Genomic DNA, 14,170 nt, shown 5'->3' with positions numbered 1-14,170 from the left:
GGTCAACCTTAAAAACGACGAATTGACCGAGTGTACGAGGCCGTCATGTGCAATGCGAGTGAGATTGTCATTCGGCGAGTTTGGCGAGGATCTTGTAAACCACGGTGCCGAGGATCAGCAGCATGCCGATCCACATGCCGAACACACCGATGGGTTTGTCGCGGAAGTTGAAGCCGATGGCCAGGAGGATCATGCCGGTCAGGATGGGGATAAGCATGGAGTGGAAGGCGGACATGGTGATCATGGTGCGACGGCCTTGTCGGGTGGGAATAGGTATAAGTCTAGGTCGATTTCGCCAAGTGCGAGTTGATCCGTGTCAGAAACGCTACAAAACCCGGTTAATTTCTACATCCGATGGCTTTTTTTCGATTGGCCACGGTCAACATCCCTCAGGAACCTTAAACCCAGGAGCATTCATCCATGAGCACACCCAAGGCACTGTTGATTCTGCACGGCAAGCAAGCCCTCAACGAAGAGGTGCGGGCGGCAGTGCAGGGCAAGCGCGAGCAGGGCTGGGACCTGGCCGTACGGGTGACGTGGGAGGGTGGCGATGCCCAGCGGTTTGTCGATCAGGCCCTTGCCGATGGCTACACGCGGCTGATTGCCGGCGGCGGTGACGGCACCCTGCGGGATGTGGCCGAGGCCATGGCCCGGGCCAAGACCGAGGCCAGCCTGGTGCTGATGCCCCTCGGTACCGCCAACGATTTTGCCCGCGCCGCCGGTGTGCCGCTGGAGCCCGAGCAGGCTCTGGACCTGCTGGATGTACCGGCCCGTGCCATCGACCTGGGCGAAGTAGGCGGGCAGATCTTCCTGAATATGGCCACTGGTGGTTTTGGCAGCCAGGTCACTGCCAACACCTCCGAAGACTTGAAGAAAGTCCTCGGTGGCGCGGCCTATCTGTTCACCGGCCTGTCACGCTTCAGCGAGTTGCGCGCGGCCTACGGTGAATTGCAGGGCCCTGACTTTCACTGGCGCGGCGAGCTGCTGGCCCTGGGCATCGGCAACGGGCGCCAGGCCGGTGGTGGCCACGTGCTGTGCCCCGGCGCCCTGGCCGATGATGGTTTGTTGGATATCAGCATCTTGCCGGCGCCGCAGGAAGTGGTCGGCACCCTGCGCAACCTGATGACGGACGGCTGGGGCCTGGACAATATGTTTGTGCGGGCGCGCTTGCCGTGGGTCGAAATCAAGGTTGCCGAAGGGCTGGCGATCAACCTCGACGGCGAACCACTCCAGGGTGACGACTTGCACTTCTCGGCCTTGCCCCAGGCACTGCGGGTGCATCTGCCGGAGGACTCACCGTTGCTGACTAATCGTCAAGGCTGATGATCTGTTCGCGCACTGCGAACAGCACCAGGCCCGCCACGTCGAAAATCTGCAGGCGCTTCATGATCTGCGAGCGGTGGGCTTCCACGGTCTTGATGCTCAGACCCAGGCCATTGGCGATTTCACGGGTGGACTTGCCGCGCACGATCAAGCGCAGGATTTCCAACTGGCGTGCCGTCAGGTTGTGGCTGTGGGGCGGCGGGTTGACCTGGGCCTGATTGCGGATCAGCGCCTGGTTGATCACCGTATGGGCGATTGCCGGGCTGAGGTAGCGTTCGTTGTTGCGCAACGCCAGCAGCGCGTGCTCCAGCTCATTGGCCGTGGTGTCCTTGAGCAGGTAGCCATGGGCGCCGGACTCCAGCGCGCACATGATCAGCTCCGGGTCGGTGTGCATCGACAGGATCAGCACCTTGCTCTTCGGATAGGCGCGCTTGAGGTCTTTCAATGCATCGAGCCCGCCGGTGTGCTTCATCGACAGGTCAAGCAGCACGATGTCGGGTTGCAGCGCGTCAAACCGCTCCAGCAACTGCGCGCCGTCGCTCGCTTCACCGATCACCGCGTAGCCGGGAATATCCATGACCAGCGCACGCACGCCGGCCCTGATCAGGGAGTGGTCATCCACCAGGAGTAAGTTGCACGTCACTCTAGAACCTTATGGGGGTTGGCCCGTTCGAGGGCGCGGGGCGCCCAGGGGAAAAGCGCTTCGATCCTCGTCCCGGAGCCTGGCTGGCTATTGACCGACAATGTGCCTCCCAGTTGATCAATCCGCTCGGACATCCCGGCCATGCCCCGCTGGCCTTCCTGGGCGGGGTTGATGGCGGGCGAAAAGCCCTGGCCGTCATCGCTGATAAACAGTGACAGACCTTCGGGCAGGCGTTGCAGGCGTACCAGCAGGTTACGTGCCTGGGCATGGCGCAGCATATTGGTGACGGCTTCCTGGGTAATGCGAAAGGCGGCAACAGCCATCTCTTCCGGGATGCCGGTCAGCCGTTGATGGCATTCCAGGCTCCAGCTTACCCGGGTGTTTTCCAGGGTCTTGAGCAGATGCGCCCGCAGGCTCGCCTCAAGGCCCAGGCTCGCCAGTTGCCGGGGGTTGAGGATGGCCGACACGTCCTGCACCTTGGCCAGGGTTTCGTTGAGGGTGTTGCACAGCACCGCACAGTGGCCCTGCAGGTTTTCCGGAAGACGGCGCTTGAGCCATTCACTTTGCAGCTTGGCGGCGGTCAACAATTGGCCGATATCGTCGTGCAGTTCGCGGCTGAGGCGATGACGTTCGTTTTCCTGGACCTGCAACAGGCGGTCGGCCAACTCCTGGGGCTGGAACTTGATGGACTTGCGTGAGCGCCACTGTTGCAAGCCCACCACCAGCAGGGTGGCCAGGTTCACTGACAACAGCGCCAGGGGAAGATCGGCCGAGTGTGCATAAGCCCACAGGCTGAGCAGGCACGCGCACAGGCATAGCGCGAGGGTTATCCAGCGTGCATTGCTTCGGGACACGGACCTTGCGATGAGTGACTTCAGGCTGGCGTACATAGGAGGCGCATTTCACGTTTATATGCATCATGAAGTTGAGTCACTTCGAGCGGGGCATGGTACCACCACTATTACCGTTGGTCGCCTGGCGCCGAGCGGGATGAGGCGTATTAATCACGGCAGCGTCCCGGAAGGTAGTCCCGGAGTTCAACGAGTGGGGAAGTTGTATCATTGAAGTTGTTTTGTATCAGTATTGTCGTTAGTGGCTTATTGATATTTTTCTGCTAACGACGTCGTGATGCATAAATAGTTGTGGTGTCGTTTTTAGATAATCAGGCAATTGAATGCGACATTTTTGTCGCTTAAATGCGAAGAAGCCTCAAATAGCGTAAGGCCTGTGTTGTTGCTTATAGCCGAAATCGCTTTGGGGGATGTGTTGGACAACGGTGGCGATCAACACGGTTTGTTCCGTTTCATCCAGGCCGAGCTTGCCGGTTTTTGTATCGATCAACTCCAGTTGCCAGGCCAGCAGGGTGAGGCAGTTGTGCAGTGCATCAAGTGCTTCGTCATGCAGTTGCAGGGGGCTGGCGGCGTTGCTGATCAGGTACTGGATATGCCGTGAGAACTCGCTGATCGCCCTCAGGGCCAGGGCTTCGGATTTTTCCGCGAGCTTGATCAGGTTGGTTTTCATGCAGTCGATCGCGTCACTGTCGTTGCGGATCAAATGCAGGTGGCTCAAGCATTCTTCAGACTTGGCCAGCAACATTTCCGCTTCGAGGAGGAACTCGGGAAGTGCAAGTTGCCACTCTTTGCCGTCGTTCATCACACAAGTCTCCAGAACATACGATCGGATGATGAGATGTTGCACCGGTTGAATGGCGTAAAACTACCGCTGAAATATGACGAATATCTGTAGGCCAGTTCCGACTTTTCAGTAGGAAATTTATTTGAATGACGGCCGTCGTCCGAGTACCCCACAATTTCCAGGGGCATTCGCACAACTTCTTTGGGTGCCAGTACATAAGTCACTGGATGATCCGTTGGCCGTGGGCTTGCGATAGCAAACAAAAGCCTGACTCCATTCATGCAATGAGAATGGCGTCACATTAATGGCTATTAGATATCGCGAATATCAGGTTGGTCCTGATTGTGGATAGGGGAATCCCTTACATAGCGGAACCTCGCGCAGACTTTGCGGTCACGCGGCGGTGGTGATGGGCCTTGCGTTGAAGCGGGTTCAGTAAAGCATGATGTCAGTGTGACATCAATGGATTTGCATGGCATTTTAGTGGGGGTCAAGGTCCGGCGTTTGCCGCCGATAACCTGCTTCAGTGACCAGCACTATCCATCCGCTAAACCCCAGGAGTCTTTAATGGCCGGCATTCTCGACACGGTAGATCAACGCACACAATTGGTGGGTGAGAATCGCCTGGAGATCCTCATGTTTCGCCTGGCCGGGCGGCAGCTGTTCGCGATCAACGTGTTCAAGGTGCAGGAAGTGCTGCAACTGCCCAAGTTGACCCTGATGCCCCAGCGCCACCCGTTTGTCTGCGGGGTGGTCAACCTGCGTGGGCAGACGTTGCCGGTGATCGACCTGTCCCAGGCGATTGGCATGCGTCCGCTGATTCCGGGCCCCAACAGCACCATTATCGTCACCGAGTACAACCGCTCGGTGCAGGCGTTCCTGGTGGGCGGCGTCGACCGCATCGTCAACATGAACTGGGAGGCGATCCTGCCGCCGCCGGCAAGTGCCGGGCGCCAGCATTACCTGACGGCCATCAGCAAGGTCGATGACCAGTTGGTGGAAATCATCGACGTGGAAAAAGTCCTCGCCGAAATCGTGCCCTACAACGCCAAGGTTTCCCGCGAGAAACTTGAAGACCCGGTGCTGGAACGCGCCCGCGGCCGCGAAGTGCTGCTGGTGGATGACTCCAACGTCGCCCTCTCGCAACTGCGTGACACCCTCGGACAGTTGGGGGTGAAGATGCACATTGCCAGCGACGGCCTCAAGGCACTGAACATGCTCAAGGCCTGGGCCGACAGTGGCCAGGTGATGACCGACAAGCTGTTGATGATCTTCACCGACGCCGAAATGCCCGAGATGGACGGCTACCGCCTGACCACCGAGATTCGCAACGACCCGCGCCTGCGCAGCCTGTACGTGGTGCTGCATACGTCGTTGTCCGGCAGCTTCAACGACTCGATGGTGAAGAAGGTCGGTTGCGACAACTTCCTCTCCAAGTTCCAGCCCGACAAGTTGGTGGACGTGGTACGTCAGCGCCTGATGCTGGACGAAGTCCCGGCTTGAGCTTAGGGTGACGGCTTTGTCCCTCAGGAATGCAGGCCCATGCTTCGTCTCAGCGCGTTGTACCGATACCCCTTGAAGTCCGGCAAGGGTGAATCCTTGCAGCAGATCGGCCTGGACACACTCGGGCTCGACGGGGATCGACGCTGGATGTTGGTGGACGAGGCCAGCGGGCGTTTCCTGACCCAGCGCGCCGTGGCCAGGATGAGCCAGCTTTCGGCACTGTGGAACAGCGCCGGTGGCCTGACCTTGAGCGCCGAGGGCCAACCTGCGCTTGACGTGCCACTACCTGGCAGCGATGCCGAGTTGCGCGGCGTGACCATCTGGCGTGACACCTTGCGCGTGCCGGATGCCGGTGACGAGGCAGGCGCCTGGCTCAGCGAATTCATCGGCAAACCCACGCGGCTGGTGCAAGTGCCGCTGTCCCGTGCGCGCACGACCGAGGCCGGCTACGGCAAGGATGATGACAAGGTCGCGTTTGCCGATGGCTTTCCGTTGCTGCTGATCGGCCAGGCGTCCCTGGATGACTTGTCCCAGCGTATCGGTCGGCCCATGGAGATGCTGCGTTTTCGCCCCAACCTGGTGATCGAGGGCAGCGAAGCCTTTGCCGAAGACGGCTGGAAGCGGATACGGATCGGTGATGTGGAGTTTCGCGTGGTCAAGTCCTGCTCACGCTGCATCCTCACCACCATCGACCCGGCGAGTGGCGAGCGCAGTGCCGACCGCGAACCGCTGGCCACGCTCAAGACCTACCGCGAGCAAGAGGGCGATGTGATGTTCGGGCAGAACCTGGTCAACGATGGGGTGGGCCGCCTGGAAGTCGGCATGCCGGTGACGATCCTGGAGTAAGCAGCCCTGAAATGAAAAATGCCCGTCTCTCGCGAGACGGGCATTTTTTTTGGCTATCGAACGTTTAGCCGCGGTATTCGCACAGGTAGGCGGTGTCGACCGCCACCTTCAGCTGGAACTTGCTGTTGGCTGGCACGTTGAACTGGCTGCCGGCGGCGAAGGTTTCCCAGTCGGTGCTGTCTGGCAGCTTGACGGTCAGTGCGCCCGATACCACGTGCATGATTTCACGCTGGGCAGTGCCGAACTCGTATTCACCCGGGGCCATGACGCCGATGGTCGCCGGACCTTCTGCAGTGCCGAAAGCGATCGACTTGACGGTGCCGTCGAAGTACTCGTTGACTTTAAACATGGGCGAATCCTCGGAAAAGGGTCAAGAAAGGTCGGCCAGTATGCCTTCTACACGGGCAAAATCAACGGCAGCAGCCGTGCGGTATTGCGTGCATCTTCCAGCGCCCGATGCTGTTGGCCGTGGAACTGCATGCCGGCCAGTTGCAGCGCGCCGTTGAGCCCCAGCGGCTTGTCCAGGCGCCGGGCCTTGGCGAAGCGTTGCTTGAGGTTCACGTGGGGCGTCTGGCCCAGCACGCTGCTCAAGCCATGGCGCTGCCACTCCAGTTCCAGTTGCTGGCGATCGTAGTCACCCCAGCTCGCCCAGCCTTCCAGGCGTGCCTGGTGCTGGCCAAGCCAGCGTTCGAACAGCGGCCACACCTCGATCAACGGCGCGGCAGCGTCGATATTCGCCTGGGTGATGTGGGTCAACTGGCGGCAGAACGGCGTCAGCAGCGGCCTGCGCAATGGCCGCACGAAACGCTGGAAATGGTCCAGTTCACGGCCCTGGCGGTTGACCAGGCTCACACCGATTTCGATGATTTCCATCTCGGTCACGGGCCAGCCGCCTTCATCCGTTGTGGCTTCAAGATCAATAATCAGCCAATGAGGCATCGCAGGTTCCCGTACTCTTCCCGTCCTGATGGGGATAGAGCGTAGCCAAGCCTGCTAGTTCCGCCCAGGGCTTACTCGATCTCCAGCAAAATCTGACGGTTCCTGACCTGATCGCCTGCAACCGCCTGGATTCGCTTGACCACGCCACTCATGCCGGCCTTGAGTGGGTGCTCCATTTTCATCGCTTCCAGCACCAGCAACAGCTGGCCCTTGCTGACCGAATCGCCTTCGCTGACCCGTACTTCGACAATTGCCCCATCCATCGGCGCCTTGACCGTGCCGTTGCCGGCCTCGGCCTGGCGGGTGGCGACGGTTTGGGTTCGATCATTGATGCACACGCCGGGCAACCAGAGCCGGGTGCCTTGCAGGTGGTAGGCAATGCGACGGCGAATGCCGTTGAGAACGGCGGTGGCCCAGCGTCCGTCGGTGGAGAGGTCGCGTATTTCGATGGCGTGCTGATCAATCTCGACGTGCAGGCAATTGTCCGCCAGCACACTGAGGCTGATGGTCCGGGGCTCGTCGTGTTCGGCCAATTGCCAGGTCCAGGGTACGCTGGCGTTGTTGCGCCAGCCGGATAATGGTTGGGTGTGAGCGCTGGCGCTGTGTTGGTAAAACAGCGCGGCGGCCAGGGCCAGCTCTTCGTTGGTCGCGTGGGTACGCGGGATGTCGCTGAAGTGTTCGGCAATAAAGCCGGTGCTGAAATCGCCGGCGATGAAGTGTGGATGCTTGAGCAGGCTGGCCAGCAGGCGCTGGTTGGTGGGCACGCCGAGCAGCACGCAGTCTTCCACGGCCCTGACCAGCTTGCGCCGGGCCTCTTCGCGGGTGGCGCCGTGGGCGATGATCTTGCCCAGCATCGAGTCGTAGAACGGGGTGATGCGCTGGCCTTCCAGCACGCCATGATCGATGCGCACACCTGGCGCCGGGTCCCAGCGCAGTACGTCGCCGGTTTGCGGGAGGAAGCCCTGGGCCGGGTCTTCGGCGTACAGGCGCACTTCCATGGCGTGGCCGGTTAGGGTCACTTGTTCCTGACTCAGGGGCAAAGGTTGGCCGGCGGCGATGTGCAGTTGCCAGGCGACGAGGTCGAGGCCGGTGATCAGTTCGGTGACCGGGTGTTCGACCTGCAGGCGGGTGTTCATTTCCAGGAAGTAGAAATTGCCGTCGCGGTCGAGCAGGAACTCCACCGTGCCGGCGCCGACGTAATTGACGGCGCGCGCGGCCTTGAGGGCGGCTTCGCCCATGGCTTGGCGCAGCTCGGGGGTCATGACGGGGCAGGGGGCTTCTTCGATGACTTTTTGATGGCGGCGCTGGACCGAGCAGTCGCGTTCGCCGAGGTAGATCAGGTTGCCGTGGGTGTCGCCGAACAGTTGGATTTCGACGTGGCGGGGGGCGATCAGGGCTTGTTCGAGGATGAGTTCGGCGCTGCCGAAGGCGTTTTGTGCTTCGGAGCGGGCGGTGCGCAGGTGTTCCAGCAGGGTGTCGGGGTTGTGTACCAGGCGCATGCCGCGGCCGCCGCCGCCGGCGCTGGCCTTGATCATCAGTGGGTAGCCGATGTGGGTGGCTTGTTGTTGCAGGGTTTGGTCGTCCTGGTCGGGGCCTTGGTAGCCCTTGATGCAGGGGACGCCGGCGTTGAGCATGGCGATTTTTGAGAGGCGTTTGCTGCCCATCAGGTCGATGGCTTCGGGGCTGGGGCCGATGAAGGTGAGGCCGGCGTTTGCGCAGGCTCGGGCGAAGTCGGGGTTTTCGGAGAGGAAGCCGTAGCCGGGGTGGATGGCGTCGGCGCCGGTGCGGTGGGCTGCGTTGAGGATGGCTTCGATGTTCAGGTAGGACTGGGTGACGGGGGCGGGGCCGATGTTGATGGCTTCGTCGGCCATCTGGACGTGCAGGGCGTCGGTGTCGGCTTCGCTGTAGATTGCTACGGTGCGGTAGCCCAGGGATTGGGCGGTGCGCTGGATGCGGCAGGCGATTTCGCCACGGTTGGCTATGAGGATTTTGTTGAACATGAGTGACCCCTTGGGTTGGCGTTTACCGTGTACATATCCATTCCTGCGGTAACGGCTGCTATTGGTTCCGCTCTTACAGCGGGTCACTTTTGAAAAGCGCAAAAGTAACCAAAACGCTCTGCCCCGCCTGTCGGCGCCTCGCTGTGGCTCGGCGTTCCCTCACTCCGGCATTACTCCGCGGGCCGCCGCGACGGGCCATCCATGGCCCGGCGCGGCTAAACCGGCGTCCTGCCGGTTTACCCGCTGCGCAATACCTGCGTTCGGCCTCGGGCTTATTGGGGCAGTCAGAGCAAGATCAAAATCAAAAGCAAGAGCACGGCGGCCTGAAAGCCGACCTGAGTGTTAAAAGCCAGAGCGAAAGCAGAGCTGCTTTTCTGTAGGAGCTGGCTTGCCGGCGATGCAGACACCTCGGTGCATCAGGTACACCCAGTTGATGCCATCGCCGGCAAGCCAGCTCCTACATTTGAACTGTGCCCGCTTTAGCTTTTGATTTTGCTCTTCAACACTCAAGCCGGCCGGTAGGCCGCTGTGCTGTTGATCTGCTTTTGATCTTGATCTTGGGCGCCCCGTTAAACCACGCTGGCCGAACGCAGGCTTTGGAGCGTGGGTAACCCGGCAGGACGGCGGCCCACGGTCCAAAGCCGGAGTGAGGGCACACCGAGCCTAGGCGAGGTGCCGAGTGGTGGGGCAAGAGCGTTTTGGTTACTTTTGCGCTTTTCAAAAGTGACCCGCTGTAAGAGCGGAACCAATAGTCGCCATTACAAAAATAACGGATATGCCCCCGATTCATCGCGCCCACCCCGGCCTGCGCTTCTGCACAAACGCCTGAGTCCCCTCAACCCCTTCCTCACCACAAACCGCCTCGGCAAACCACTCGGCAGCCTGGTCCAACAACGGCCCCAAAGCCTGCTCACCACTGGCCAGCAGCAACGCCTTGGTCCGCGCATTAGCCCCCGGAGCACATCGCAAAACCTGCCCCAACACCTCATCCAGCCGCTCCGCCAACGCCTGCGGATCGTGCTCCACAAAATGCACCAACCCCAACCGCAGCGCCTCAACCCCATCAAACCGCGCCGCCGTCAAAGCCAGCCGCCGCGCTTGGGTCAGCCCGATACGCTTCACCACAAACGGCGCAATCTGCGCCGGCAACAACCCAAGGCCGGTCTCCGGCAACCCAAACTGCGCCTGATGATCCGCAATCGCTACATCACTGACACACACCAACCCAAACCCACCGCCCAGCACGGCACCCTCAAGCACCACAATCACCACCTGCGGCAGCGCCTCCACTTCCTGCAACAGCGTACCGAACGCCCGGTTCAACGCCTGCAAGCCGCCCGCGGCTCCCGCGCGAGCCATGTCCTTCACATCGCCACCGGCCGAAAAATGCCCACCCGCGCCGCTGATAACCAACGCCCGCACGCTCTTGTCCCCAGCCACATCGGCCAGTACCGCACGCAGTTCGTTGACCATTTCCAGGCTCATGGCATTGCGGCTGTCCGGCCGATTGAGGGTCACATGCAGCACCCCGTTATGCGGTTCCAGCAACAACGTGTTCACGACTTCTTCCCCGGCAGGGTGCCCATCAATTTGCAGATGATCCCCAGCATGATCTCGTCCGCCCCACCACCAATCGACACCAGCCGCACATCGCGATAAGCCCGGGCCACCGGGTTGTCCCACATGAACCCCATGCCGCCCCAATATTGCAGGCAACTGTCGCTGACTTCCCGGCCCAGGCGGCCGGCCTTGAGCTTGGCCATGGAGGCCAGGCGCGTCACGTCCTGGCCCTTGATGTACTGCTCGGTGGCCTGGTACACCAGCGCCCGCAGGCATTCGATTTCGGTGGACAGTTCGGCCAGGCGGAAGTGGATCACCTGGTTGTCGATCAGCGCCTTGCCAAAAGTCTTGCGTTCCTTGCAGTACTCGATGGTGCTGTCGATGCAGTACTCCAGGCCCTTGACCATATTGGCCGCGCCGAACAGCCGCTCTTCCTGGAACTGCAGCATCTGCATCATGAATCCCGCACCTTCATGGCCGATGCGGTTGCGCTGGGGGATGCGCACATCGTCGAAAAACACCTGGGCGGTTTCCGAGCTGTGCATGCCGAGCTTTTCCAGGGGCGGGCTGACGCTGATGCCGGGGGTGTTCATCGGCACCATGATCAGCGACTTGTTGATGTGCGGCTTGTCGTCCGAGGTGTTGGCCAGCAGGCAGATGAAGTCGGCGCTCGGTGAGTTGGTGATCCACATCTTGCTGCCGTTGATCACGTAGTCGGTGCCGTCCTTGCGGGCATGGGTTTTCAGCCCGGCCACGTCGGAGCCGGCGCCGGTTTCCGAGACGCCGATGCAGCCCACCTGTTCGCCGCTGATGGCCGGGCGCAGGAATTCTTCGCGCAATTCATCGGAGCCGAAGCGGGCGAGGGCCGGGGTGCACATGTCGGTCTGCACGCCGATGGACATCGGGATGCCGCCGCAGCGAATGCTGCCGAACTCTTCGGCGGCGACGATCGAGTAGCTGTAGTCGAGGCCCATGCCACCGAATTTTTCCGGCTTGGAGATACCCAGCAAACCGAGGTCGCCGGCCTTGCGGAAGATCTCGTGGATCGGAAAGCGTCCGGCCTTTTCCCACTCATCCACATGCGGGTTGATCTCGCGCTCGACAAAGCCACGGACGGTGCGACGCAGTGCTTCGTGTTCCTGGGTGAAGATCATTTTTATTGTTCTCCCTATGGGGACGCGGGGCGTCCCGGGCTGCATTCCCACGCGGAGCGTGGGAACGATCATCAAAACCGCGCCACACCAAAGCTGTTGGGCTGTAGTTGCCGCACCTCGGCCTCGTGGCAGATGTCCAGCAGAAACCCGAGCAAGGTCCGTGTATCCCGTGGGTCAATCAGCCCGTCGTCCCACAGGTTCGCGCTGCCATAAAGGGCGGTGGACTGGCTGTCGAGTTTCTGTGCGGTGACCTGTTCGAGCATATCGAGCACCTTGGGGTCGGGCACCAGGCCGTCTTTCAGTTGCTTGGCTTCGGTGACGATCCGCAGCACCTTGCCCGCCTGGGCGCCGCCCATCACGGCGGTGCGGCTGTTGGGCCAGGCGAAGATGAAACGCGGGTCGAGCCCACGGCCGCACATCGCATAGTTGCCGGCACCGTAGGAGCCGCCGACGACGATGGTCAGTTTCGGCACCCGGGCATTGGCCACCGCCTGGATCATCTTCGCGCCGTGCTTGATCACGCCTTGCTGTTCTGACTCGGTGCCCACCATGAAGCCGGTGGTGTTGTGGAAGAACAGCAGCGGTGTCTGGCTCTGGTCGCACAGCTGGATAAATTGCGCGGCCTTGCTCGCCCCCTTCGGGGTGATTGGCCCGTTGTTGCCGATAAAGCCGCAGGCCCGGCCCTGGATATGCAGGTGGCCGCAGACGGTGTGCGGGTCGAACTCGCCCTTGAACTCCAGGAAGTTGGAAGCATCCGCCAACCGCGCGAGGATTTCGCGCACGTCGTAGGGCTTTTTCGGATCGTCGGGGATCAGCCCCAACAGCTCGTCAATCGGGTACAGCGGCTCGCTGTAAGCGCGCTTTGGCACAGGCGGCAAGCGGTCATCCCACGGCAATAGGCTGACAATCTCACGCACGATGCGCACACCATCAGCGTCGTTTTCCGCCAGGTATTCAGCGGTGCCGGCGGTTTGTGCATGCATCTCGGCGCCGCCCAGTTCTTCATCGGTGGCGACTTCGCCGGTGGCGGCCTTGAGCAGCGGCGGGCCGGCCAGGAACAGCTTGGCCTTGCCACGCACCACCACCACGTAATCCGAAAGACCCGGCTGATACGCGCCGCCCGCCGTGGCCGAGCCATGCACCACGGTGATCTGCGGCAGGCCCATGGCCGACATCCGCGCCTGGTTGGCGAAGCTGCGGGCGCCTTCGACGAAAATCTCGGCGGCGTAGTTGAGGTTGGCGCCGCCGCTTTCTGCCAGCGTCACCACCGGCAGTTTGTTTTCCATGGCGATCTGTTGCAGGCGCAGGGATTTTTTCAGGCCCGAGGGGGAAATGGTCCCGCCCTTGATCGCGCTGTTGTTGGCCACCACCAGCATGCGCACGCCGCTGACGTAGCCGATGCCGGCGATCAACCCGCCCCCAGCGGCGCTGCCGTCTTTGTCATCGTGCAGTTTGTAGCCGGCCAGGCTCGCCAGTTCGAGGAACGGCGCGCCGGGGTCGAGCAATAAATTCAGGCGTTCCCGTGGCAGCAGTTGCCCGCGCTTGTCGAACCTGGCCTTGGCTTCGGCGGCCTTGCCCAGCAGGTTTTGCTCCAGCTGGCGCAATTGATTGACGCCCGTGAGCATCGCTTCGCGGTTCTGCGCGAATTGCGGGCTGTGGGCGTCGAGTTGCGAGTCGATCACCGGCATGGCTTATTTCTCCTCCTTGAGCACGTCCGGCAAGTAAGCCCGGTGGAAACCATTAAAGGACACGCTCGGCGGTTGCGCCTTGTGCAGCGGCCATGCGCGGCTGCCCAGGCTGGCGGCGCCGTCGATGCGCAAGGTGCTGCCGCTGACGAACGCGGCGGCGGGGCTGAGCAAGAACACAATCGCCGCGCTGACTTCCGATTCGGTGCCGATGCGCTTGAGCGGTACATGCTCGCGCAAGGTCGGGATCACCGCCTTGAATGCGCCTTCGTAGGTGTCCATGCCGCTGGAGGCAATCCAGCCCGGCGCCACGGCGTTGACCCGCACCCCCGCGTAACCCCATTCAAAGGCGGCGGTCTTGGTGAAGTTGTCCATGCCCGAACGTGCCGCACCGGAGTGGCCCATGCCGGGCATGCCGCCCCACATGTCGGCGAGCATGTTGACGATGGATCCGCCGTGCTTGCTCATGCTCTGGTTGAACACTTCCCGGGCCATCAGGAAACCGCCCACCAGGTTGGTGCGCAACACGGTTTCAAAGCCCTTCTGGTTGATCGACGCGAGCGGCGAGGGGTACTGGCCGCCGGCGTTGTTCACCAGGCCATGAATCGGGCCGTGCTCCTGCAGGACCTGGCCGACCAGCCCCTTGACCGCTTCTTCATCACGAATATCGCAGGCCTGCCAGCTGGCGCGACCGCCGTCCTCACTGACCTCCGCCGCCACCGTTTGCAGTTTTTCCGGCTTGCGCCCCACCAGGATCACATGGGCGCCGAGGGCTGCCAGCTCGTGGGCGGTGCAACGGCCAATGCCACTGCCGCCGCCGGTAACGATGATGGTCTGCCCCTGGAACAGGTCGGCTTTGAAGATCGAGTCGAAGGCCACGGC

At 61.6% G+C, this 14,170-nt stretch carries 13 protein-coding genes and 1 pseudogene; 3 read left to right on the top strand and 11 right to left on the bottom strand.

The annotated features are described in order from the left end of the window. Positions 1 to 67 precede the first annotated feature (67 nt). Positions 68 to 244, bottom strand: a complete 177-nt coding sequence (locus tag QF039_RS19055) for a hypothetical protein (RefSeq protein ID WP_003219760.1) — start codon at positions 242 to 244, stop codon at positions 68 to 70. Between the two features lie 176 nt (positions 245 to 420). Between QF039_RS19055 and yegS the strand changes: the two are divergent. Continuing rightward, positions 421 to 1,345: pseudogene (gene yegS, locus QF039_RS19050) on the top strand (lipid kinase YegS); the annotation flags it as partial. On the opposite strand, the gene QF039_RS19045 reads toward yegS, so the two are convergent. The 3 genes from QF039_RS19045 to QF039_RS19035 all read right to left on the bottom strand — a co-directional run bounded on the left by QF039_RS19045 (position 1,307) and on the right by QF039_RS19035 (position 3,619). Next, positions 1,307 to 1,966, bottom strand: coding sequence for a response regulator transcription factor (locus QF039_RS19045; RefSeq protein WP_003219763.1), 660 nt, complete (start codon positions 1,964 to 1,966; stop codon positions 1,307 to 1,309). The pseudogene yegS and the gene QF039_RS19045 overlap by 39 nt on opposite strands. Continuing rightward, positions 1,963 to 2,856, bottom strand: a complete 894-nt coding sequence (locus tag QF039_RS19040; protein WP_003219766.1) for a sensor histidine kinase — start codon at positions 2,854 to 2,856, stop codon at positions 1,963 to 1,965. The genes QF039_RS19045 and QF039_RS19040 overlap by 4 nt, the downstream gene beginning before the upstream one ends. Positions 2,857 to 3,175: 319 nt before the next feature. Then, on the bottom strand, positions 3,176 to 3,619 hold the full coding sequence (locus QF039_RS19035; RefSeq protein ID WP_003219767.1) for a hypothetical protein: 444 nt from the start codon (positions 3,617 to 3,619) through the stop codon (positions 3,176 to 3,178). 549 nt (positions 3,620 to 4,168) lie between these two features. On the opposite strand from QF039_RS19035, the gene QF039_RS19030 reads away from it, so the two are divergent. Together QF039_RS19030 and QF039_RS19025 are read left to right on the top strand one after the other, a co-directional pair. Further along, on the top strand, positions 4,169 to 5,104 hold the full coding sequence (locus tag QF039_RS19030; RefSeq protein ID WP_008430676.1) for a chemotaxis protein CheV: 936 nt from the start codon (positions 4,169 to 4,171) through the stop codon (positions 5,102 to 5,104). Positions 5,105 to 5,143: 39 nt separating this feature from the next. Next, complete coding sequence (locus QF039_RS19025; RefSeq protein WP_003219772.1) at positions 5,144 to 5,950, top strand: MOSC domain-containing protein; 807 nt, start codon at positions 5,144 to 5,146, stop codon at positions 5,948 to 5,950. Between the two features lie 64 nt (positions 5,951 to 6,014). On the opposite strand, the gene QF039_RS19020 is transcribed toward QF039_RS19025, so the two are convergent. The 7 genes from QF039_RS19020 to QF039_RS18990 all read right to left on the bottom strand — a co-directional run bounded on the left by QF039_RS19020 (position 6,015) and on the right by QF039_RS18990 (position 14,167). Then, the gene (locus QF039_RS19020; RefSeq protein ID WP_003183665.1) at positions 6,015 to 6,299 is read right to left on the bottom strand and encodes a pyrimidine/purine nucleoside phosphorylase; all 285 of its coding nucleotides are present in this window, start codon (positions 6,297 to 6,299) and stop codon (positions 6,015 to 6,017) included. Positions 6,300 to 6,346: 47 nt separating this feature from the next. Beyond that, positions 6,347 to 6,889, bottom strand: coding sequence for an exonuclease domain-containing protein (locus tag QF039_RS19015; protein WP_003219774.1), 543 nt, complete (start codon positions 6,887 to 6,889; stop codon positions 6,347 to 6,349). A gap of 71 nt (positions 6,890 to 6,960) precedes the next feature. Continuing rightward, positions 6,961 to 8,889, bottom strand: a complete 1,929-nt coding sequence (locus QF039_RS19010; protein ID WP_307520085.1) for an acetyl/propionyl/methylcrotonyl-CoA carboxylase subunit alpha — start codon at positions 8,887 to 8,889, stop codon at positions 6,961 to 6,963. A 786-nt stretch (positions 8,890 to 9,675) separates the two neighbouring features. Continuing rightward, entirely contained in the window at positions 9,676 to 10,449 is a 774-nt protein-coding gene (locus tag QF039_RS19005; RefSeq protein ID WP_087695083.1) for an enoyl-CoA hydratase/isomerase family protein, read from the bottom strand. Then, entirely contained in the window at positions 10,446 to 11,603 is a 1,158-nt protein-coding gene (gene atuD, locus QF039_RS19000; RefSeq protein WP_177081317.1) for a citronellyl-CoA dehydrogenase, read from the bottom strand. The genes QF039_RS19005 and atuD overlap by 4 nt, the downstream gene beginning before the upstream one ends. 71 nt (positions 11,604 to 11,674) lie before the next feature. Beyond that, complete coding sequence (atuC, locus tag QF039_RS18995) at positions 11,675 to 13,291, bottom strand: geranyl-CoA carboxylase subunit beta (protein WP_177028813.1); 1,617 nt, start codon at positions 13,289 to 13,291, stop codon at positions 11,675 to 11,677. Between the two features lie 3 nt (positions 13,292 to 13,294). After that, complete coding sequence (locus tag QF039_RS18990; protein WP_307520078.1) at positions 13,295 to 14,167, bottom strand: SDR family oxidoreductase; 873 nt, start codon at positions 14,165 to 14,167, stop codon at positions 13,295 to 13,297. Between the last annotated feature and the right edge of the window lie 3 nt (positions 14,168 to 14,170).

Source organism: Pseudomonas sp. W2I6 (assembly GCF_030815935.1).
Taxonomy (GTDB): domain Bacteria; phylum Pseudomonadota; class Gammaproteobacteria; order Pseudomonadales; family Pseudomonadaceae; genus Aquipseudomonas.
This window is presented reverse-complemented; position numbering and strand designations above follow the sequence as displayed.